The organism is Acidovorax sp. SUPP2539, assembly GCF_030158975.1.
Classification (GTDB): Bacteria; Pseudomonadota; Gammaproteobacteria; order Burkholderiales; family Burkholderiaceae_C; genus Paracidovorax.
This window is the reverse complement of record NZ_BQXJ01000003.1, coordinates 490,446-510,408: the sequence shown is the minus strand read 5'-3', so window position 1 is coordinate 510,408 and position 19,963 is coordinate 490,446. Positions and strand designations below refer to the sequence as shown.

Below are 19,963 nucleotides of genomic sequence, written 5' to 3'. Positions count from 1 at the left end.
CACAAACCCGCCTGGGAGGACTCAGGCGCAGTGGCGGCTGATGTAGGCCTTGACCAGCACCACGTCGGCCGGCATGACCTGCACGCGCTTGGGCAGCGCCTCGATGCCCTCGAACCTGGCCGGCCGCTCGGGCGGTTGGCCCAGCGCCTCGACGATGGTCTCGGCGAACTTGATCGGCAGCGCGGTTTCCAGCACCAGCATCGGCACGCCGGGACGGATGTGCTCGCGCGCCACCTTCACGCCGTCGGCGGTGTGGGTGTCGATCGTCACGCCGAAACGCTGGAACGTGTCGCGGATGGTCGCGATGCGGTCCGCATGCGTGCTCTTGCCGCTCACGAAGCCGTAGCGCCCCGCCGCCTCGGCAAATGCGGGGTCGCCGCTCAGGTCGAACGCGCCGTCCCGGGCCAGGGCCTCGCCGAACAGCGCCTGCGTGCGGGCGCCGTCGCGGCCGAGCAGGTCGAACACGAAGCGCTCGAAGTTGCTCGCCTTGCTGATGTCCATGGACGGGCTGGAGGTCTCGTGCGTGTCGGCGCTGCCGCGCACGCGGTACACGCCCGTGCGGAAGAACTCGTCCAGCACGTCGTTCTCGTTCGTCGCCACCACCAGCTGGTCGATCGGCAGGCCCATCATGCGCGCCACGTGGCCCGCGCAGACGTTGCCGAAGTTGCCCGACGGCACGGTGAAGCTCACCTTCTGGTCGTTGGTGTCGGTGGCCTGCACGTAGCCGGCGAAGTAGTACACCACCTGCGCCAGCAGGCGCGCCCAGTTGATCGAATTGACCGTGCCGATCTTGTACTGGCGCTTGAAGGCCAGGTCGTTGCTCACGGCCTTGACGATGTCCTGGCAATCGTCGAACACGCCCTCGATGGCGAGGTTGTGGATGTTCTCGTCCTGCAGGCTGAACATCTGCGCCTGCTGGAACGCGCTCATGCGGCCGTGCGGGCTGGTCATGAAGACGCGCACGCCCTGCTTGCCCTTCATGGCGTATTCGGCGGCGCTGCCGGTGTCGCCGCTGGTCGCGCCCAGGATGTTGAGCGTCTCGCCGCGGCGCGCCAGTTCGTATTCGAACAGGTTGCCCAGCAGCTGCATCGCCATGTCCTTGAAGGCCAGCGTGGGGCCGTTGGACAGGGCTTCGAGCCACAGGCTGTTTTCCAGGTGGCGCAGCGGCACGATCTCGCCGGTGCCGAACACCTCGGCCGTGTACGTCTTCTCGCACAGGCGCTTGAGGTCCACCGCGGGAATGTCGTCGATGTAGAGCGACAGGATCTGGAAGGCCAGTTCCGCGTAGCCCTGCTCGTGGTAGGCACGGCGCAGGCGGGTGAGCGCCGCGTCGTCGATCTGCGGGTAGCGCTCGGGCAGGTACAAGCCGCCATCGGGCGCGAGGCCCTCCAGCAGGATGTCGCAGAAATGCTTGCGGTCGGCGTGGCCGCGGGTCGAGACGTACAGCATCAGTTCAGCTCCTCCTTGCGGATGCGCGTGATGGGGCCCAGCACCGTGGGCAGCGCCTGCATCTGCGCGATGGCGTCGTTCATCGTGCCCTCGCGCGTGTCGTGCGTGAGGATGATGAGGTCGGTCTGCGTGGAACCCTCGCCGCCCACCTCGTCGGCCTCGCGCTGCAGCACCGCGTCGATGCTGATGCCAGCCGTGGCCAGCAGGCCCGTGACCTTGGCCAGCACGCCGGCCTCGTCGGCCACGCGCAGGCGCAGGTAGTAGCTGGTGACCACCTCGCTCATGGGCAGCACGGGCAGCGTGCCCATGGCCTGGTCGAGCGTGTGCGACTGGAAGGCCAGGTGCGGCACGCGGTGCTCGGGGTCGGCCGAGGCCAGGCGGGCGATGTCCACCAGGTCGGCGATCACGGCGCTGGCCGTGGGCTCGCTGCCGGCGCCCTTGCCGTAGTAGAGCGTGGTGCCCACGGCATCGCCCTGCACGACCACGGCGTTCATGGCGCCTTCCACGTTGGCGATCAGGCGCTTGGCGGGCACGAGCGTGGGATGCACGCGCAGCTCCACGCCGTCGGTCTGGCCGGAGGCCGCGCCCGCGCCGGAGCGGCGCTTGGCGATGCCCAGCAGCTTGATGCGGTAGCCCAGTTGCTCGGCGTAGCGGATGTCGGCCGCGCCGAGCTTGGTGATGCCTTCCACATAGGCCTTGTCGAACTGCACCGGGATGCCGAAGGCGATGGCCGACATGATGGTGGCCTTGTGCGCGGCGTCCACGCCTTCGATGTCGAAGGTCGGGTCGGCCTCGGCATAGCCCAGTCGCTGCGCCTCTTTCAGCACCACGTCGAAATCCAGGCCCTTGTCGCGCATCTCGGACAGGATGAAATTGGTGGTGCCGTTGATGATGCCGGCGATCCACTGGATGCGGTTGGCGGTGAGCCCTTCGCGCAGCGCCTTGATGATCGGGATGCCCCCGGCCACGGCGGCCTCGAAGGCCACCATCACGCCCTTGGCCGACGCGGCCGCGAAGATCTCGGTGCCGTGCACGGCCAGCAGCGCCTTGTTGGCGGTGACCACGTGCTTGCCGGCGGCGATGGCCTCCAGCACCAGGGCCTTGGCGATGCCGTAGCCGCCGATCAGCTCGACCACGATGTCGATGTCGGGGTTGGCGATGACGGCGCGCGCATCGCTCACCACCTGGGCGGTGTCGCCCACGACGGTCCTGGCGCGGGCCGCGTCGAGGTCGGCCACCATGGCGATCTCGATGCCACGGCCGGCGCGGCGGCGGATTTCCTCCTGGTTGCGTTGCAGCACGTTGAAGACGCCGCTGCCGACGGTGCCAATGCCCAGCAGGCCCACTTGGATCGGTTTCATGATCGAATTACCAGTCAAATTGCACTGCAGCGCTAGTTGAATATGCGCTGGCAGCTATGAAAATAGGAGTGAAGGCTCAGGCGGTGCCGTGCTGCTGCCGGTACCTGGCGAGGAAATCCGCCAGGCGGCCGATGGCCACGCGCAGATCGTCCTCGTGCGGCAGGAACACGATGCGGAAGTGCTGTTGGTCGGGGTAATTGAAGCCCGAGCCCTGCACCAGCATCACGCGCGTGGCGCGCAACACCTCCATGAAGAATTGGCGGTCGTCGGCGATGGGGTACATCGCGGGGTCCAGGCGGGGGAACATGTAGAGCGCCGCCTTGGGTTTCACGCAGCTCACGCCCGGGATCGCCGAGATGAGTTCATAGGCCAGGTCGCGCTGGCGCCGCAGGCGCCCGCCTTCCCGGACCAGGTCGTTGATGCTCTGGTAGCCGCCCAGCGCCGTCTGGATGGCCCATTGGCCGGGCACGTTGGAGCCCAGCTTGATGTTGGCGAGCATGTTGATGCCCTCGATGTAATCGCGGGCCACTTCCTTGTTGCCCGAGATCACCATCCAGCCCGCACGGTAGCCGCACGAGCGGTAGGCCTTGGAGAGCGAGTTGAAGGTCAGCGTGAGCACGTCGGTGGACAGGCTCGCCAGCGCCGTGTGCGTGACGCCGTCGTACAGCACCTTGTCGTACACCTCGTCGGCCAGCAGCACCAGGCCGTGCTCGCGGGCGATCTGCACCAGGGCCTTGAGCAGCTCGTCGGAGTACATCGCGCCCGTGGGGTTGTTGGGGTTGATGACCACCAGCCCCTTGGTCCGCGGTGTGATCTTGGCGCGGATGTCGTCCAGGTCAGGCATCCAGCCGTTGGCCTCGTCGCACAGGTAGTGCACGGGCTTGCCGCCCGACAGGCTGGCGACGGCGGTCCACAAGGGGTAGTCGGGCGCGGGCACCAGCAGTTCGTCACCGTCGTCGAGCAGCGCGTTGGTGGCCATGCCGATCAGGTCGCTCGCGCCGTTGCCCAGGTAGATGTCGTCGAGCGTCACGCCCGCCACGCCCTGCTGCTGGCTGTAGTGCATCACCGCCTTGCGCGCGCCGAAAATGCCCTTGCTGTCCGAGTAGCCCGCCGAGTTGGGCAGGTTGCGGATCATGTCCTGCTGAATTTCCTCAGGGGCGTCAAAGCCGAACGGCGCGAGGTTGCCGATGTTCAGCTTGATGATCTTCTGCCCCTCGTCCTCCATCTGCTTGGCCGCGTCCACGATCGGGCCCCGGACATCGTAGAGAACGTTATTGAGCTTCGCGGATTTGTGGATGGTCTTCATGCGCTGGCGAAAAAAGGACGGGAGCCGGACACGGGGGGACTCAGAGACCCGCCAGGAGGCATTGCCTCTGTGGCGAAACCTATAATTTGACCACAGTTCCCGCAGCGCCCTGGCACCCTTTGGCCCCTCGTAGCGCACCTTTTCCCACAAACGGATATCCATCCAAAGCGAATGAAATTCCAGCCCGACCGCTCCGAAACACAGACCATCAGCGCCTACGGCCCCGGCTGGATCGGCGTGGACGGCGAAAAGCTCACGACGAGCGTGATCCTCGGCTCGCGCGGGCTGCACCAGGCATGGGACTGCACGCGCTTCGAAGACCTCACGCCGGCGCACTTCGCGCAACTGGCCGGGCTCGATGCGGAACTCATCCTCTTCGGCAGCGGCACGCGCAACCGCTTTCCGCCGCCCGCCTGGCTGCAGCCTCTGATGGCCAAGCGCATGGGGCTGGAGACCATGGACACCCCGGCAGCCTGCCGCACCTACAACATCCTGGCGGGCGAGGGGCGCAACGTGGTCGCCGCCCTGCTGCTGGAGCCTTGATCGCCAGTTGTGTACTTTGGTTACAGACTGCAGGGCCTGAAAGAGTGCGAAAGAGTCCGTTTCAAGGTAAAATCTCCGGTTGCGGTCGGGGGCCCTCCAAGAGCAATAACACACACCGCTCCCCCGGCTTTTCAACGACTTTCATCCTGAGAGATTGAGTGCCATGGCGATCGTTGTCAACAAACCCCTACCTGAATTTGAAGCCAACGCGACCGGGGGGATCAAGGTCTCCAATACCTCGCATCTTGGCCAGGTTCTGATTCTGTACTTCTATCCCAAGGACAACACCCCTGGCTGCACCACCGAAGCCATGCAGTTCCGCGACAAGTACAAAGATTTCGTCAAGGCCGGCGCAGCCGTCTTCGGCGTGTCGCGCGACAACATGAAGTCGCACGACGACTTCAAGGAAAAGCTCGAACTCCCGTTCGAACTGATCGCCGACACCGAAGAAAAAATGTGCCACATGTTCGGCGTGGTCAAGAACAAGATCATGTACGGCAAGAAGGTCAAGGGCATCGAACGCAGCACCTTCCTGGTCGGCCCCGACGGCATCCTCGCCCACGAATGGCGCGGCCTCAAGGTGCCGGGCCATGTGGACGAAGTGCTCAAGGCCGTGAAGTCCATCAAGGCCCTCAAGAAAGCTGCCTGAAGCCGGCTGCGGCAGGCTGCCGCGGCCCGTCATAGGGAGCATGCATAATGGGTCGATGCTGCTGAGAAACGCAACGCCCTCCCCTCACCCAAAAGCCGCCTTGGCCTCCAGGCGGCTTTTTGCTTTCTGAACATCCCATCGAGGCCATTGCACCATGCCCCTGCCCCCCGCCCCCACCCGGCGCGCCGCGCTGCTTTCTCCGGATGCTTACCACCAGACCGCGGCCCGTGCGGACCTGACCGCCGTTGACGAACCGGTCGAAGCCTTCGAATCCGCCAACCCTCCCGCCACCCGTTCCACCCGCAAGCCCGCGCGCACGGCCCCGTCCGCCCGCGATGCGGCACCCCGCACTGAAAGCACTGCCGCGCGTGCACCCGCGCCAGTGGCCAGCGAGGCACCGCCGCAACCCGAGCAGCGCGCGCCGTCGCGCCGCCGCGCCGCACCGGCCCCTGCGCCGGTGCAGGCCCGTGAGCCCGCCCTGGCAGAGCCGGTGCAGGCACGCACCGCCGCGCCCGAGCCCGCACCAGCCCCCGCTGCGGCATCCAGCGCGCGCAGCCGCAAGGTGCGCAGCAACGGCCCCAAGAAGATGTTCGTGCTGGACACCAACGTGCTGCTGCACGACCCGACCAGCCTCTTCCGATTCGAGGAACACGACATCTTCCTGCCGATGATCGTGCTCGAGGAACTCGACGGCCACAAGAAAGGCATGACCGAGGTCGCCCGCAACGGACGCCAGGCCAGCCGCACGCTCGACGCCCTGGCCGCCGCGCAGGGCGCCGACATCGCGCGCGGGCTCAAGCTCGACTCCACCGGCCAGCGCGCGGCCGGCGGCTGCCTGTATTTCCAGACGGCGCCGCTCGACTACAGCCTGCCCACCAGCCTGCCCCAGGGCAAAGCCGACAACCAGATCCTGGGCGTCGTCGAAGCGCTGCGCAAGCTGCATGCCCCGCGCGAAGTCGTGCTGGTGTCCAAGGACATCAACATGCGCGTCAAGGCGCGCGCGCTCGGCCTGAACGCCGAGGACTACCAGAACGACAAGACGCTCGAAGACGGCGACCTGCTGTATTCCGGCCTGCTCGCGCTGCCGGCCGACTTCTGGATCAAGACCGGCAAGAACGTGGAAAGCTGGCAGAGCGGCGTGCACACGTACTACCGCATCGGCGGACCGATCGTGCCGCAGTTGATGATCAACCAGTTCGTGTACTTCGAGGCCCCCGGCGAGCCCAGCCTCTTCGCCCGCGTGACCGAGATCCGCGACCGCACGGCGGTGCTGCAGACGCTCAAGGACTACGGCTCGGCCAAGAACGCCATCTGGGGCGTGAACACCCGCAACCGCGAGCAGAACTTCGCCATGAACCTGCTCATGGACCCCGAGGTGGACTTCGTCACCCTCACCGGCACGGCCGGCACCGGCAAGACGCTGATGGCGTTGGCCGCCGGCCTCACGCAGGTGCTGGACGAGCGCCGCTACACCGAGATCATCATGACCCGCGCCACGGTGAGCGTGGGCGAGGACATCGGTTTCCTGCCCGGCACCGAAGAGGAAAAGATGGGCCCATGGATGGGCGCGCTGGACGACAACCTCGAATTCCTGGCCAAGGGCGACGGCGGCAACGCCGGCGAATGGGGCCGCGCGGCCACCAACGAGCTGATCCGCAGCCGCATCAAGATCAAGAGCATGAACTTCATGCGCGGGCGCACGTTCCTCAACAAGTACGTGATCATCGACGAGGCGCAGAACCTCACGCCCAAGCAGATGAAAACGCTCATCACGCGGGCGGGCCCGGGCACCAAGATCATCTGCATGGGCAACCTGGCGCAGATCGACACGCCGTACCTGACCGAAGGCTCCTCCGGCCTGACCTACGCGGTGGACCGCTTCAAGGGCTGGCCGCACAGCGGCCACATCACCCTGGCGCGCGGCGAGCGCTCACGCCTGGCGGACTTCGCCAGCGAAGTGCTGTGAGCGGGAGCACCCGGTAATGGCCGTGGGATGGATGACCGCGCTGAAGCTGGTGCCCTGGGGCGACGTGATCGAGGCGACGCCCCAGATCCTGCAGGCCGCCCGGCGGCTGCTGGGCCAGACGCAGAAAGGGCCGGCAGCCACCGTCGCCGCGCCCCTGCCCAACGGCACGGAGGACGGCCTGGCCGCGCTGCGCCAGCGGGTGCAGGCGCTGGAGGCCGAGCAGCAGGCGTCGGCCGTGCTGATCGGCTCGCTCGCCGAGCAGAACGCCCAGCTCGTGCGCGCGGTGGATGCGCTGCGGGTGCGCAGCCAGCGCCTGACGATCGCCGTGGCACTGACCGGCGTCGCCACCGTGGGGCTGCTGGCCTGGGCACTGGGCGGCAGCTGACCGAGCCAGCACCGCATTCCGGACGTTTGCTATTTAATTGATAGCAATACGCCCTAGAAAAATATGTGCTGGAGGCCTTTTTGACCCCAGGCGCCTAGAAATCGTCGCCGGAGCCCATGGCGAGGTTTTCGAAGCGCGTCTGGTTTTTCTGGAAGAACAGCTTCACCGTGCCGGTGGGGCCGTTCCGTTGCTTGCCGATGATGACCTCGGCCACGTTCGGCTCCTTGCTGTCCTTGTTGTAGTAGTCGTCGCGGTAGATGAACATGATGATGTCGGCATCCTGCTCGATGGCGCCGGATTCGCGCAGGTCGGACATCATCGGCCGCTTGTCGGTGCGCTGCTCCACCGATCGGTTGAGCTGCGACAGCGCGATCACCGGGCACTGCAACTCCTTGGCCAGCATCTTGAGACCCCGGGAGATCTCGCCCAGTTCGGTGGCGCGGTTGTCCGAGCTGGACGAGCCCGAGCCGCTCATGAGCTGCAGGTAGTCGACCACGATCAGCCCCAGCTTGCCGCACTGGCGCGCCAGCCGGCGCGCGTTGGCGCGCAGCTCGCTGGGCGTGAGGCCCGGCGTCTCGTCGATGTGCAGCGACACCGTACGCAGGCGCTCGATGGCCTCGGTCAGCCGCGGCCATTCCTCGTCGGTCAGCTTGCCAGTGCGCAGGTTGCCCTGGTTCACACGGCCGATGGAGCCCACGATCCGCACCGCCAACTGCGCCGCACCCATTTCCATCGAGAAGATGGCCACGGGCAGGCCTTCGTTGAGCGCCACGTGTTCGGCGATGTTCACGGCGAACGAGGTCTTGCCCATGGACGGCCGCGCCGCCAGCACCACCATGTCGCCCGCCTGCAAGCCCGACGTCATGCGGTCCAGGTCGGCGAAACCCGTGGGCACGCCGGTCACATCCACGGGGTTGTCCGCCATTTCCTGGACGCGGTCCAGCAGGTCCACCACCAGCGTGTCCAGCGACTGGAAACCCTGCTTCATGCGCGAGCCTTCTTCGCCGATGGCGAAGATCTTCTGCTCGGCCTCGTCCAGGATGCGCTCGACCGGCTTGCCCTTGGGATTGAAGGCGTTGGTGGCGATCTCGTCGCTGGCCGTGACCAGCTTGCGCAGGATCGATCGCTCCCGCACGATCTCCGCGTAGCGCCGGATATTGCTCGCGCTGGGAACGTACTGCGCCAGGCTGTTGAGGTAGGCCAGCCCGCCGATCTCCTCCGCCTTGCCCAGCCCCTGCAGCCGCTCGTACACCGTGATCACGTCGGCAGGCTTGCTGGCGTTCACCATGGCGCCGATGGCCGAATAGATGAGCTGGTGCTCGTGCCGGTAGAAATCGCCGTCCACCAGCAGGTCGCCCACCCGGTCCCAGGCCATGTTGTCGAGCAGCAGGCCGCCCAGCACGCTGGACTCAGCCTCCAGGGAATGCGGCGGCACGCGCAACTGGGCGACTTCGCGGTCCGGCGCCGGAGCGAAATCCTCGTCGATGGAAAGGGACTCGAGGGTCATGGCAAAAGGTCCTCTCGCGGCGGGCGCGGTGGGTTACCGTCAGGCAGATGGGAAGACTGGGATGACAAGTCTGTGGACAAGCTGTTCACAGGCGGTGGGTGACCGGTGCATGGAACAGCAGGCCAGAAACGCGAAAGCCGCCCGAGGGCGGCTTTCGCGATCGATGCCAGAGGCAGCGCTTTTTCGTTAAGCGGTTTCGCCGTAGACCGACACGGTCACGTCCACCACCACATCGGTGTGCAGGGCCACGCTCACCGTGTTGTCGCCGACGACCTTGATCGGGCCGTTGGGCAGGCGGATCTGCGACTTCACGACCTTGTAGCCTTGCTTGTTCAGCTCTTCAGCGATGTCGTGGTTGGTCACGGAACCGAACAGGCGGCCGTCCACGCCAGCCTTTTGCGTCAGCTTGATGGTCGTGCCACCGAGCTTTTCGCCTTGGGCCTGGGACTCGGCCAGCTTTGCAGCGGCGGCCTTTTCGAGTTCGGCGCGCTTGGCTTCGAACTCGGCCTTGGCGGATTCGGTGGCGCGGCGTGCGCGGCCCGAAGGAATCAGGAAGTTGCGGGCGTAGCCGTCTTTGACCTTGACGATTTCGCCAAGGTTGCCGAGGTTCACAACCTTGTCGAGCAGGATGATTTGCATGACTGTTGCTCCTTAGATCTTGTGCTGGTCGCTGTAAGGCACCAGGGCCAGGAAGCGCGCGCGCTTGATGGCGGTGTTCAGCTGACGCTGGTAGATGGCGCGCGTGCCGGTCAGGCGTGCGGGGATGATCTTGCCGTTTTCGGCGATGAAGTCACGCAGCGTGTCGACATCCTTGTAGTCGATCTCTTCCACACCGGCGACGGTGAAGCGGCAAAAGCGCTTGCGCTTGAACAGCAGCGACTGGGTGTTGCGCTTCGGGCGCTTGTCTTTGTTGAACTTCTTGAACGTGGCCATTTTCGGACCTCTTGAAAATTAATCTTGTTGAATATCCTGGATGTGGAACACCAGCCCCTTGCCGTTGCGCGACGTCGCCAGAAACCCCCGGAAGATCCAGAGGCTGCCGAGCGCCTGTCTTGCCAGCCGCTCTGCGAGCGTGCCGAAGGCAATGGCCTTCACGACCGCCTTGACCTCGCGCTGTGCACCGGCTTCCTGCTGCTGAGACCCGTGTTCGAGCTTCAGATCCAGGGCCGGCAGGCCAGCGGGCGTGTAGCGCAGGGCCTGAGCCTCGGCGATACAGGCGGTGAGGACAACGTGGTTTTCCACTCCTCCAGTCGATGGATCAGCGCTCGCCCGAAGCGGCGAACTCGGCCTGGCTGGCCTTGCGGGCTTCTTCGCGCTCGACGGTCTTCATCATCGAGGAAGGACCCGTGTCGGCCTTCTTCTTTTGAACCGTCAGGTGGCGCAGCACGGCGTCGTTGAACTTGAAGGCATGCTCCAGTTCAGCCATCACGGCCTGGTCGGCTTCGATGTTCACGCACAGGTAGTGGGCCTTGGCCAGCTTGTTGATCAGGTACGCCAGTTGACGGCGGCCCCAGTCTTCCACGCGGTGCACCTTGCCGCCGCCGGCGACGATCATGCCCTTGTAGCGCTCCAGCATGGCTGGAACTTGTTCGCTTTGATCCGGATGGATCAACAAAATGATTTCGTAGTGACGCATGCAAACTCCTTGTGGATGAAACCACCCGCTGCGTCTAGAAGCGGTGTGGCAAGGCAAAGCCGGCGATTATAGCCCCAAGGCCGGTCGCTTGTACACTCACGCCGGCCGAGACCGACGCCAGCCCGACGCATCTGCGTGCAAACGTCGCCTTTTCGCTTGAAATCCGCCGCATGGCACCCATTTGCCGCGCGTACCGTTCACTTTCAGAAGAAATCGACATGTCCGATCAAAACAATCCAGCCACCGCCTCTCATGGGGACGCCTCCCCCTCTCCTGAAGAAGTCGAAGCCGCGATGGCGGCACATGCCTCCGATGAACTGGGCCGCCTGCAGGGCGAACTGGCCGAGCTGAAGGCCAAGAGCGCCGATCTCGCCGACCAATTCCTGCGCGCCAAGGCCGAGGCCGAAAACGCCCGCCGCCGCGCCGAGGAGGAAATCTCCAAGGCCCGCAAGTTCGGCATCGAGAGCTTCGCGGAAAGCATGCTCCCCGTGGCCGACAGCCTGGCCGCGGCCCTGGCCATCAAGGACGCCACGATCGAACAGCTGCGCGAAGGTTCGGACGCCACGCTGCGCCAGCTCACCTCCGCCCTGGAGCGCAACAAGGTGCTGGCCATCAACCCCAACGCTGGCGACAAGTTCGATCCGCACCAGCACCAGGCCATCAGCATGGCGCCGGCCGACCAGGAGCCCAACACGGTGGTGTCCGTGTTGCAAAAAGGCTACGTGATCGCCGAGCGCGTGCTGCGCCCGGCCCTGGTCACGGTGTCCGCGCCCAAGTAAGCACCCGCCGACCCAAAGAAAAACTGACGGCGACGGCTTGAAGCCGGCCAAGTTATCCACAAGTTATCGGCATCCAAATCTTTTTCAAAATCTCGGAGAACAACATGGGAAAAATCATCGGTATCGACCTGGGCACCACCAACAGCTGCGTGTCCATCATGGAAGGCAACACCACGCGGGTGATTGAGAACTCGGAAGGCGCGCGCACCACGCCCTCCATCGTGGCGTACCAGGAAGACGGCGAAGTGCTGGTCGGCGCCTCGGCCAAGCGCCAGGCCGTCACCAACCCGCAGAACACGCTGTACGCGATCAAGCGCCTGATCGGCCGCAAGTTCACCGAAAAGGAAGTGCAAAAGGACATCGACCTGATGCCCTACAAGATCACGGCGGCCGACAACGGCGACGCCTGGGTCGAAGTGCGCGGCAACAAGATCTCGGCCCAGCAGGTCAGCGCCGACATCCTGCGCAAGATGAAGAAGACCGCCGAGGACTACCTGGGCGAGGCGGTGACGGAAGCCGTCATCACGGTGCCCGCGTACTTCAACGACGCCCAGCGCCAGGCCACCAAGGACGCCGGCCGCATCGCGGGCCTGGACGTCAAGCGCATCATCAACGAACCCACGGCCGCGGCCCTGGCCTTCGGCCTGGACAAGCAGGAAAAGGGCGACCGCAAGATCGCCGTGTATGACCTGGGTGGCGGCACGTTCGACGTGTCCATCATCGAGATCGCCGACGTCGATGGCGAAAAGCAGTTCGAAGTGCTGTCCACCAATGGCGACACGTTCCTGGGCGGCGAAGACTTCGACCAGCGCATCATCGACTACATCATTTCCGAGTTCAAGAAGGACCAGGGCGTCGATCTGTCCAAGGACGTGCTGGCCCTGCAGCGCCTGAAGGAAGCGGCCGAGAAGGCCAAGATCGAGCTGTCCAACAGCGCGCAGACCGACATCAATCTGCCCTACATCACGGCGGACGCCTCGGGCCCGAAGCACCTGAACATCAAGCTCACGCGTGCCAAGCTCGAAGCGCTGGTGGAAGAGTTGATCGAACGCACGATCGCCCCCTGCCGCACCGCCATCAAGGACGCCGGCATCAGCGTGTCGGACATCCATGACGTGATCCTGGTCGGCGGCATGACCCGCATGCCCAAGGTGCAGGACAAGGTCAAGGAGTTCTTCGGCAAGGACCCGCGCAAGGACGTGAACCCGGACGAAGCCGTGGCCGTGGGCGCCGCCATCCAGGGCCAGGTGCTGTCGGGCGACCGCAAGGACGTGCTGCTGCTGGACGTGACGCCGCTGTCGCTGGGCATCGAGACGCTGGGCGGCGTGATGACCAAGATGATCAGCAAGAACACCACGATCCCGACGAAGTTCGCGCAGACCTTCTCGACCGCCGACGACAACCAGCCGGCCGTGACGATCAAGGTGTTCCAGGGCGAACGCGAACTGGCCAGCGCCAACAAGCTGCTGGGCGAGTTCAACCTGGAAGGCATTCCGCCGGCAGGCCGCGGCGTGCCGCAGATCGAGGTGAGCTTCGACATCGATGCCAACGGCATCCTGCACGTGGGCGCCAAGGACAAGGGCACGGGCAAGGAAAACAAGATCACCATCAAGGCGAACTCGGGCCTGTCCGAGGAAGAGATCCAGAAGATGGTGAAGGACGCCGAACTGAACGCGGCCGACGACAAGAAGAAGCTGGAACTGGTCCAGGCGCGCAACCAGGGCGAAGCCGCCGTGCACAGCGTGACCAAGAGCCTGGCCGAGCACGGCGACAAGCTCGATGCCGCCGAGAAGGAGCAGATCGAGTCCGCCGTGAAGGCCCTGGAAGACGCGCTCAAGGGCGAGGACAAGGCGGCCATCGACGAGAAGACGACCGCGCTGATGACCGCCAGCCAGAAGCTGGGCGAGAAGATGTACGCCGAAGCGCAGGCCGCCCAGGCCGCAGCAGCAGGTGGCACGGAAGGTGCAGCGCCCCAGGGCGGTGCCTCGTCCTCCGCCGGTGCAGCACCGCACGACGACAACGTGGTGGACGCTGAAGTGAAGGAAGTGAAGAAAGGCTGAGCGCGCTCGCGTGCCCGACTAGCCGCCGCGCCGGGCCCTGCACAGGGGTCAGCGCGGCGTTCCTGTTCCAACCGAGCTCGGAAAGACCATGTCCAAGAGAGACTTTTACGAAGTTCTGGGCGTTCCAAAGAACGCCTCGGACGAAGAGATCAAGAAGGCTTATCGCAAGCTCGCGATGAAGCACCACCCTGACCGCAACCAGGGTGACGCGGCCAAGCCTGCCGAAGAGCGGTTCAAGGAAGCCAAAGAGGCTTATGAAATGCTCTCCGATCCGCAGAAGCGGGCCGCCTACGACCAGTACGGCCACGCGGGCGTGGACCCGAACATGCGCGGCCCCGGCGGCGCGGGTGCGGAAGGTTTCGGTGGTTTTGCCGAGGCCTTCGGCGACATCTTCGGCGACATGTTCGGCCAGGGCGGCGCGCGCGGGCGCGGCCAGGGCGGGCGCCAGGTCTATCGCGGCAACGACCTGAGCTACGCGATGGAGGTCACCCTCGAAGAGGCGGCCAAGGGCAAGGACGCGCAGATCCGCATTCCCTCCTGGGAATCGTGCGAGACCTGCCACGGCAGCGGCGCCAAGCCGGGCACCAGCGCCAAGACCTGCACCACCTGTGCCGGCGCCGGCACGGTGCAGATGCGCCAGGGTTTCTTCAGCGTGCAGCAGACGTGTCCGCACTGCCGCGGCACGGGCAAGATCATTCCCGAGCCCTGCACCACCTGCCACGGCCAGGGCAAGGTCAAGAAGCAAAAGACGCTGGAAGTGAAGATCCCCGCCGGCATCGACGACGGCATGCGCATCCGCAGCACCGGCAACGGCGAGCCGGGCACCAACGGCGGCCCGCCGGGGGACCTGTACATCGAGATCCGGCTGAAGAAGCACGACATCTTCGAGCGCGACGGCGACGACCTGCACTGCCAGGTGCCCGTGAGCTTCATCACGGCCGCGCTGGGCGGCGAGATCGAAGTGCCCACGCTGCAGGGCAAGGCGGCCATCGACATTCCCGAAGGCACCCAGGCCGGCAAGCAGTTCCGCCTGCGCGGCAAGGGCATCAAGGGCGTGCGGGCCAGCTACCCCGGCGACCTGTATTGCCACATCGCGGTGGAAACACCGGTCAAGCTGACCGAGCACCAGCGCAAGCTGCTGCGTGAGCTGGAGGAGTCGCTCAAGAAAGGCGGCGCCAAGCATTCGCCCAGCGGCGAAAGCTGGACCGACCGGCTGAAGAACCTGTTCAGCTGATCGCAGCCAGGCCTTGAACGCCAACGGCGCCTTCGGGCGCCTTTTTTTGCGTGAATGGGCATCAAAGCCATCGCATACCACGATGGCTCGCGGCATTTTCATGGGAGAAAATACGGCAACTCTCTGATTCAGAGAATTCTCCAACCACGATGAAAAGCTCCGAGCGCAGTTTTGCGCGCCGAATCGACCTCACCTCGCTGCAGCTCTTCGTGGCCGTCTGCGAACTGGGAAGCATCGGCCGCGCGGCGGAGCGGGAGTTCATCGCCGCCTCCGCCGTCAGCAAGCGCCTGTCCGACCTGGAAACCGCGGTGGACACCGCCCTGCTCTACCGGCACAGCCGCGGCGTCACCCTCACGCCCGCCGGTGAAAGCCTGCTGCACCACGCCCGCACCGTGCTGTTCGGCCTGGAGCGCATGCAGGGCGAACTGAGCGAATACGCCGACGGGGTGCGCGGCCATGTGCGCATGCACGCCAACATCTCGGCCATCGTGCAGTTCCTGCCCGAGGACCTGGGGGCCTTCGCCCGCGCGCACAGCCAGGTCAAGATCGACCTGCAGGAACACCTGAGCCCCGACGTGCTGCAGGCCGTGCGCGAGGGCGCGGCCGACCTGGGGCTGTGCCACACCGGCGCCGCCGCCGAACCCGAGGGCCTGCAAAGCCGCCCCTACCGCAGCGACCGTTTGGTGCTCGTCGTGCCTCAAGGGCATGTATTGTCCCGGCATGCCGCTATCAAATTTGAAGCAATCCTCGACTGCGACATCGTGGGCCTGCAGGCCAACAGCAGCATCAGCCTGGCCATGCACCAGGCGGCCGCGCAGGCCGGGCGCCCGCTGCGCCAGCGCATCCAGGTCACCGGGCTGGACGCCATGTGCCGCATGATCGACAACGGCCTGGGCGTGGGCCTGCTGCCGGACCGGGCCTTCGCGCTGATGCGCGGCGTGGGCCGGCTGCAGTGCGTCGCGCTCGACGAGCCCTGGGGCCAGCGCGAACTGCGCCTGGTGGCCCGCGACTTCGACACCCTGCCGGTCACGGCCCGGCTGCTGGTCGAACACTTGGTGCCACCTGCCCTGCCCGAGCCTTCCTAAAATCATCCACCCCACCTGAAACCCACCAAAGAGACCGCCATGGGACGCACCCTGTACGACAAGATCTGGGACGAGCACGTCGTCCACACCGAAGAGGACGGCACCGCCATCCTCTACATCGACCGCCACCTGGTGCACGAAGTGACCAGCCCGCAGGCGTTCGAGGGCCTGCGCCAGGCCGGCCGCAAGGTCTGGCGCGTCAGCTCCATCGTCGCCACGGCGGACCACAACACGCCCACCACCGGCTGGGAGCGGGGCTACGACGGCATCACCGACCCGATCAGCAAGGAGCAGATCACCACGCTCGACAAGAACATCGCCGAGGTCGGCGCGGCGGCGTTCTTCCCGTTCATGAGCAAGCGCCAGGGCATCGTCCACGTGATCGGCCCCGAGAACGGCGCCACGCTGCCCGGCATGACGGTGGTGTGCGGCGACAGCCACACCAGCACGCACGGCGCCTTCGGCGCGCTGGCGCACGGCATCGGCACCAGCGAGGTCGAGCACGTCATGGCCACGCAGACCCTGCTGGCCAAGAAGGCCAAGAACATGCTCATCCGCGTGGACGGCCAGGTCGCGCCCGGCGTGACGGCCAAGGACATCGTGCTGGCCATCATCGGCAAGATCGGCACGGCGGGCGGCACGGGCTACACCATCGAGTTCGGCGGCCCGGCGATCCGCGCCCTCAGCATCGAAGGCCGCATGACGGTCTGCAACATGGCCATCGAGGCGGGCGCGCGCGCCGGCCTGGTGGCGGTGGACGACAAGACCATCGACTACGTGAAGGGCCGGCCGCTGTCGCCCTCGGGCGTGGAATGGGACCAGGCGGTCGCCTACTGGAAGACGCTGCAGTCGGACGCCGACGCGCACTTCGACACGGTGGTCACGCTGAACGCCGCGGACATCGTGCCGCAGATCACCTGGGGCACCTCGCCCGAGATGGTGCTGGGCGTGGATGCCCGAGTGCCCGATCCCGACAAGGAAAAGGACGCCAACAAGCGCGGCGCCATGGAGCGCGCGCTCACCTACATGAACCTGGAGCCCGGCAAGGCGCTGAACGACATCTTCGTGGACAAGGTGTTCATCGGCTCGTGCACCAACAGCCGCATCGAGGACATGCGCGAAGCCGCCGCGGTGGTCAAGAAGCTGGGCCAGAAGGTCGCCAAGAACATCAAGCTGGCCATGGTGGTGCCCGGCTCCGGCCTGGTGAAGGAGCAGGCCGAGCGCGAAGGCCTGCACGAGATCTTCAAGGCCGCGGGCTTCGAATGGCGCGAGCCCGGCTGCTCGATGTGCCTGGCCATGAACGCCGACCGCCTGGAGCCCGGCGAGCGCTGCGCCTCCACCAGCAACCGCAACTTCGAAGGCCGCCAGGGCGCGGGCGGACGCACCCACCTGGTCTCGCCGGCCATGGCCGCCGCGGCCGCCGTGCACGGCCACTTCGTGGACGTGCGCCAGTTCGCCTGAGCGCCACGGCTGCATTCCATTCACCCCAAGGACACTTGCCGTGAACAAGACCGCCACCCTTCTCACCCTCGCCCTGGCTTGCCTGCTGGCCGGCTGCAACACCGTCAAGGGCATGGGCCAGGACGTGCAACGCGCGGGAAGCGCCATCGAGCGGGCCGCCAAATGACCGGCCACGCCACGCCCCAGCCCTCCAGAAAGGACCGCCGCATGAAAGCCTTATGGCCCTTCTTTGCCGCCTGCATCCTGGGCGGTTCCGCCACCGCCCTGGCGGCCGACCGAGCCTGCGTGATCGAAGGCAACGTGCCCGTCGCCGGCAAAACCGTGGCGGTGAAGGACTGCATGGAGTTCACCGCCGGCATTCCGGCCGAGCAGCTCAAGGCGAGCTGCAACGGCCTGGCGCAGACCTCGGCCCAACTCGGGGGCAAGGCAGGCAAGGTGACCTTCCTCGCGCAGTGCCCCCGGCCCGCCAGTGGCGCGTGCAAGGGGCTGATGGGCCAGCCGCTGGACGCCTACTACTACAACCTGTCGCCCGAAGCCGTGCAGGAAAAACGCAAGGCCTGCGAAACATCCACCGCCGCCATCAAGGGCGGCACCTGGAGCAACGGGCAGTAACGCACCGCTGTCTTCGAGCCCTCTTCCGGACACACACCATGCAGAAATTCACCCTCCACCAAGGCCTCGTGGCCCCCATGGACCGCGAGAACGTCGATACCGACGCCATCATTCCGAAGCAGTTCCTCAAGTCGATCAAGAAGACCGGCTTCGGCGTGAACCTGTTCGACGAATGGCGCTACCTGGACCACGGCGAGCCGGGCCAGGACCCGGCGAGCCGCAAGCCCAACCCGGACTTCGTGCTCAACCAGCCCCGCTACGCCGGCGCGTCCATCCTGCTGGCGCGCAAGAATTTCGGCTGCGGATCGAGCCGAGAGCACGCGCCCTGGGCGCTGGACCAATACGGCTTTCGCGCCGTGATCGCGCCGAGCTTCGCGGACATCTTCTTCAACAACTGCTTCAAGAACGGCCTGCTGCCCATCGTGCTGCCCGAGCCCACCGTGGCGCAGCTGTTCGATGAGGTGCACGCCTTTCCCGGCTACCAACTCACCATCGATCTGGAGCGCCAGGTGATCGTGCGCCAGAACCGCGACGAGGTCGTGGGCGAAGAGATTCCGTTCGAGGTGAACGCCTTTCGCAAGTACTGCCTGCTCAACGGGTTCGACGACATCGGCCTGACCCTGCGGCAGTCCGACAAGATCAAGGTGTTCGAGGCCCAGCGCCTGGCCACCAAGCCCTGGCTGGCCCACACCATGGCGGGCTGATCTGCCTGCCGGCAGCCAAACATCAAGCATCCAATCGGCCTGCAGCGCAATAAGCACTAGGGCATATCGCTATCAAAAGAGAAGCAATTACATGAAAATCGCAGTTTTGCCGGGTGACGGCATCGGCACGGAAATCGTGGCAGAGGCCGTCAAGGTGCTGGACGTGCTGGGCCTTCCGTTCGAGATGGAGTCCGCCCTGGTCGGCGGCGCCGCGTACGAGGCCCATGGCCACCCGCTGCCCGAAGCCACGCTGAAGCTGGCGCAGGACGCCGACGCCGTGCTGTTCGGCGCTGTCGGCGACTGGAAGTACGACAAGCTCGACCGCCCCCTGCGCCCCGAGCAGGCCATCCTGGGCCTGCGCAAGCACCTGGGGCTGTTCGCCAATTTCCGCCCGGCCATCTGCTACGAGCAGTTGGTGGGCGCTTCGAGCCTCAAGCCCGAGCTGATCTCGGGCCTCGACATCCTCATCATCCGCGAGCTGACGGGCGATATCTACTTCGGCCAGCCGCGCGGCCGGCGCACGGCCGTGGACGGCCACTTCCCCGGTGCCGAAGAGGCCTTCGACACCATGCGCTACTCCAAGCCGGAGATCGAGCGCATCGCCCACGTCGCGTTCCAGGCCGCGCGCAAGCGCAGCAAGAAGGTCACCAGCGTGGACAAGGCCAACGTGCTGGAAACCTTCCAGTTCTGGAAGGACGTGGTCACCGAAGTGGGCCAGCAGTACCCCGACGTGGAACTGCAGCACATGTACGTGGACAACGCCGCCATGCAGCTGGTGAAGGCCCCTAAGGCCTTCGATGTGGTGGTCACCGGCAACATGTTCGGCGACATCCTGTCGGACGAGGCTTCCATGCTCACCGGCTCCATCGGCATGCTGCCCTCGGCCAGCCTCAACAGCAAGAACCAGGGCCTGTACGAGCCCAGCCATGGCAGCGCGCCCGACATCGCCGGCAAGGGCGTGGCCAATCCGCTGGCGACCATCCTGAGCGCCGCGATGATGCTGCGCTTCAGCCTGAACCAGGAAGCGGCCGCCCAGCGCATCGAAGCGGCCGTGCAGAAGGTGCTGGCCCAAGGCCTGCGCACGCCGGACATCTGGAGCGAAGGCACCACGAAGGTGGGCACGGCGCATATGGGCGACGCCGTGGTGAAGGCCCTGGGCTGACCGCTGCAGCCCGGCACGCGCTGGAGCGGGCCGTTCCTGCCCAAAAGGGTGGCCCGCCGGCCAC

General features: G+C 65.8%; 21 protein-coding genes. 13 read left to right on the top strand and 8 right to left on the bottom strand.

Translation table 11 applies throughout. From position 1 onward, the window contains the following. Nucleotides 1-21: 21 nt before the first annotated feature. The 3 genes from thrC to AVTE2539_RS13625 form a co-directional block, all read right to left on the bottom strand. Nucleotides 22-1,449, bottom strand: coding sequence for a threonine synthase (gene thrC / locus AVTE2539_RS13635; protein WP_284411329.1), 1,428 nt, complete (start codon nucleotides 1,447-1,449; stop codon nucleotides 22-24). Then, on the bottom strand, nucleotides 1,449-2,810 hold the full coding sequence (locus AVTE2539_RS13630) for a homoserine dehydrogenase (RefSeq protein WP_272567932.1): 1,362 nt from the start codon (nucleotides 2,808-2,810) through the stop codon (nucleotides 1,449-1,451). Before AVTE2539_RS13630 ends, thrC begins: the two co-directional genes overlap by 1 nt. 76 nt (nucleotides 2,811-2,886) lie before the next feature. Beyond that, nucleotides 2,887-4,116: a pyridoxal phosphate-dependent aminotransferase gene (locus tag AVTE2539_RS13625; protein ID WP_284405962.1), complete on the bottom strand. Its 1,230-nt coding sequence runs from the start codon at nucleotides 4,114-4,116 to the stop codon at nucleotides 2,887-2,889. A 171-nt stretch (nucleotides 4,117-4,287) separates the two neighbouring features. Between AVTE2539_RS13625 and AVTE2539_RS13620 the strand changes: the two genes are divergently transcribed. The 4 genes from AVTE2539_RS13620 to AVTE2539_RS13605 all read left to right on the top strand — a co-directional run bounded on the left by AVTE2539_RS13620 (nucleotide 4,288) and on the right by AVTE2539_RS13605 (nucleotide 7,659). Further along, complete coding sequence (locus tag AVTE2539_RS13620; protein ID WP_284411327.1) at nucleotides 4,288-4,659, top strand: Mth938-like domain-containing protein; 372 nt, start codon at nucleotides 4,288-4,290, stop codon at nucleotides 4,657-4,659. 163 nt (nucleotides 4,660-4,822) lie between these two features. Further along, the gene (locus AVTE2539_RS13615) at nucleotides 4,823-5,308 is read left to right on the top strand and encodes a peroxiredoxin (RefSeq protein ID WP_272551605.1); all 486 of its coding nucleotides are present in this window, start codon (nucleotides 4,823-4,825) and stop codon (nucleotides 5,306-5,308) included. A gap of 154 nt (nucleotides 5,309-5,462) precedes the next feature. Beyond that, a complete protein-coding gene (locus AVTE2539_RS13610; RefSeq protein ID WP_284411325.1) occupies nucleotides 5,463-7,274 on the top strand; it encodes a PhoH family protein in 1,812 nt (603 codons plus the stop codon). Nucleotides 7,275-7,290: 16 nt separating this feature from the next. Further along, on the top strand, nucleotides 7,291-7,659 hold the full coding sequence (locus AVTE2539_RS13605; protein WP_284411323.1) for a hypothetical protein: 369 nt from the start codon (nucleotides 7,291-7,293) through the stop codon (nucleotides 7,657-7,659). 94 nt (nucleotides 7,660-7,753) lie between these two features. Here AVTE2539_RS13605 and dnaB read toward each other — a convergent pair whose 3' ends face one another. From dnaB to rpsF, 5 genes are all read right to left on the bottom strand, one after another. Next, nucleotides 7,754-9,166, bottom strand: a complete 1,413-nt coding sequence (gene dnaB, locus AVTE2539_RS13600) for a replicative DNA helicase (protein ID WP_284395760.1) — start codon at nucleotides 9,164-9,166, stop codon at nucleotides 7,754-7,756. A gap of 186 nt (nucleotides 9,167-9,352) precedes the next feature. Next, nucleotides 9,353-9,805, bottom strand: a complete 453-nt coding sequence (rplI, locus tag AVTE2539_RS13595) for a 50S ribosomal protein L9 (protein ID WP_272551600.1) — start codon at nucleotides 9,803-9,805, stop codon at nucleotides 9,353-9,355. Between the two features lie 12 nt (nucleotides 9,806-9,817). Then, nucleotides 9,818-10,099 carry a 30S ribosomal protein S18 gene (gene rpsR, locus AVTE2539_RS13590; protein WP_011794373.1) on the bottom strand — a complete coding sequence of 94 codons (282 nt, stop codon included), beginning with the start codon at nucleotides 10,097-10,099 and terminating at the stop codon, nucleotides 9,818-9,820. An 18-nt stretch (nucleotides 10,100-10,117) separates the two neighbouring features. Next, nucleotides 10,118-10,408, bottom strand: a complete 291-nt coding sequence (gene priB, locus AVTE2539_RS13585) for a primosomal replication protein N (protein ID WP_272551598.1) — start codon at nucleotides 10,406-10,408, stop codon at nucleotides 10,118-10,120. A gap of 16 nt (nucleotides 10,409-10,424) precedes the next feature. Then, nucleotides 10,425-10,802 (bottom strand): 30S ribosomal protein S6, encoded by a 378-nt coding sequence (gene rpsF, locus AVTE2539_RS13580; protein WP_272551597.1) that lies wholly within the window; start codon nucleotides 10,800-10,802, stop codon nucleotides 10,425-10,427. 218 nt (nucleotides 10,803-11,020) lie between these two features. Between rpsF and grpE the strand changes: the two genes are divergently transcribed. The 9 genes from grpE (at nucleotide 11,021) to leuB (ending at nucleotide 19,899) form a co-directional block, all read left to right on the top strand. Next, the gene (grpE, locus tag AVTE2539_RS13575; protein ID WP_284411321.1) at nucleotides 11,021-11,581 is read left to right on the top strand and encodes a nucleotide exchange factor GrpE; all 561 of its coding nucleotides are present in this window, start codon (nucleotides 11,021-11,023) and stop codon (nucleotides 11,579-11,581) included. Nucleotides 11,582-11,685: 104 nt separating this feature from the next. Next, nucleotides 11,686-13,641, top strand: a complete 1,956-nt coding sequence (dnaK, locus tag AVTE2539_RS13570) for a molecular chaperone DnaK (protein ID WP_272567923.1) — start codon at nucleotides 11,686-11,688, stop codon at nucleotides 13,639-13,641. A gap of 88 nt (nucleotides 13,642-13,729) precedes the next feature. Beyond that, nucleotides 13,730-14,875, top strand: coding sequence for a molecular chaperone DnaJ (dnaJ, locus tag AVTE2539_RS13565; protein WP_272567922.1), 1,146 nt, complete (start codon nucleotides 13,730-13,732; stop codon nucleotides 14,873-14,875). A gap of 149 nt (nucleotides 14,876-15,024) precedes the next feature. Further along, nucleotides 15,025-15,960: a LysR family transcriptional regulator gene (locus tag AVTE2539_RS13560; RefSeq protein ID WP_284411319.1), complete on the top strand. Its 936-nt coding sequence runs from the start codon at nucleotides 15,025-15,027 to the stop codon at nucleotides 15,958-15,960. A 39-nt stretch (nucleotides 15,961-15,999) separates the two neighbouring features. Next, nucleotides 16,000-17,421, top strand: a complete 1,422-nt coding sequence (leuC, locus tag AVTE2539_RS13555) for a 3-isopropylmalate dehydratase large subunit (RefSeq protein ID WP_272567918.1) — start codon at nucleotides 16,000-16,002, stop codon at nucleotides 17,419-17,421. Between the two features lie 40 nt (nucleotides 17,422-17,461). Beyond that, nucleotides 17,462-17,587 carry an entericidin A/B family lipoprotein gene (locus tag AVTE2539_RS13550; RefSeq protein WP_272567916.1) on the top strand — a complete coding sequence of 42 codons (126 nt, stop codon included), beginning with the start codon at nucleotides 17,462-17,464 and terminating at the stop codon, nucleotides 17,585-17,587. A gap of 41 nt (nucleotides 17,588-17,628) precedes the next feature. Next, nucleotides 17,629-18,033: a hypothetical protein gene (locus AVTE2539_RS13545; protein ID WP_284411316.1), complete on the top strand. Its 405-nt coding sequence runs from the start codon at nucleotides 17,629-17,631 to the stop codon at nucleotides 18,031-18,033. Nucleotides 18,034-18,071: 38 nt separating this feature from the next. Beyond that, nucleotides 18,072-18,737 (top strand): 3-isopropylmalate dehydratase small subunit, encoded by a 666-nt coding sequence (gene leuD / locus AVTE2539_RS13540; RefSeq protein ID WP_284411314.1) that lies wholly within the window; start codon nucleotides 18,072-18,074, stop codon nucleotides 18,735-18,737. 91 nt (nucleotides 18,738-18,828) lie between these two features. Further along, complete coding sequence (gene leuB / locus AVTE2539_RS13535; RefSeq protein ID WP_284411312.1) at nucleotides 18,829-19,899, top strand: 3-isopropylmalate dehydrogenase; 1,071 nt, start codon at nucleotides 18,829-18,831, stop codon at nucleotides 19,897-19,899. Nucleotides 19,900-19,963 lie beyond the last annotated feature (64 nt).

Coding starts and splice junctions, on each gene's coding strand:
- AVTE2539_RS13615 (WP_272551605.1), top strand. CDS start 4,823: ATGGCGATCGTTGTCAACAAACCCCTACCTGAATTTGAAGCCAACGCG.
- dnaB (WP_284395760.1), bottom strand. CDS start 9,166: ATGACCCTCGAGTCCCTTTCCATCGACGAGGATTTCGCTCCGGCGCCG.
- leuD (WP_284411314.1), top strand. CDS start 18,072: ATGCAGAAATTCACCCTCCACCAAGGCCTCGTGGCCCCCATGGACCGC.
- AVTE2539_RS13545 (WP_284411316.1), top strand. CDS start 17,629: ATGAAAGCCTTATGGCCCTTCTTTGCCGCCTGCATCCTGGGCGGTTCC.
- leuB (WP_284411312.1), top strand. CDS start 18,829: ATGAAAATCGCAGTTTTGCCGGGTGACGGCATCGGCACGGAAATCGTG.
- AVTE2539_RS13560 (WP_284411319.1), top strand. CDS start 15,025: ATGAAAAGCTCCGAGCGCAGTTTTGCGCGCCGAATCGACCTCACCTCG.
- dnaJ (WP_272567922.1), top strand. CDS start 13,730: ATGTCCAAGAGAGACTTTTACGAAGTTCTGGGCGTTCCAAAGAACGCC.
- rpsR (WP_011794373.1), bottom strand. CDS start 10,099: ATGGCCACGTTCAAGAAGTTCAACAAAGACAAGCGCCCGAAGCGCAAC.
- thrC (WP_284411329.1), bottom strand. CDS start 1,449: ATGCTGTACGTCTCGACCCGCGGCCACGCCGACCGCAAGCATTTCTGC.
- rpsF (WP_272551597.1), bottom strand. CDS start 10,802: ATGCGTCACTACGAAATCATTTTGTTGATCCATCCGGATCAAAGCGAA.
- dnaK (WP_272567923.1), top strand. CDS start 11,686: ATGGGAAAAATCATCGGTATCGACCTGGGCACCACCAACAGCTGCGTG.
- AVTE2539_RS13625 (WP_284405962.1), bottom strand. CDS start 4,116: ATGAAGACCATCCACAAATCCGCGAAGCTCAATAACGTTCTCTACGAT.
- grpE (WP_284411321.1), top strand. CDS start 11,021: ATGTCCGATCAAAACAATCCAGCCACCGCCTCTCATGGGGACGCCTCC.
- AVTE2539_RS13620 (WP_284411327.1), top strand. CDS start 4,288: ATGAAATTCCAGCCCGACCGCTCCGAAACACAGACCATCAGCGCCTAC.
- AVTE2539_RS13630 (WP_272567932.1), bottom strand. CDS start 2,810: ATGAAACCGATCCAAGTGGGCCTGCTGGGCATTGGCACCGTCGGCAGC.
- rplI (WP_272551600.1), bottom strand. CDS start 9,805: ATGCAAATCATCCTGCTCGACAAGGTTGTGAACCTCGGCAACCTTGGC.
- AVTE2539_RS13605 (WP_284411323.1), top strand. CDS start 7,291: ATGGCCGTGGGATGGATGACCGCGCTGAAGCTGGTGCCCTGGGGCGAC.
- leuC (WP_272567918.1), top strand. CDS start 16,000: ATGGGACGCACCCTGTACGACAAGATCTGGGACGAGCACGTCGTCCAC.
- AVTE2539_RS13610 (WP_284411325.1), top strand. CDS start 5,463: ATGCCCCTGCCCCCCGCCCCCACCCGGCGCGCCGCGCTGCTTTCTCCG.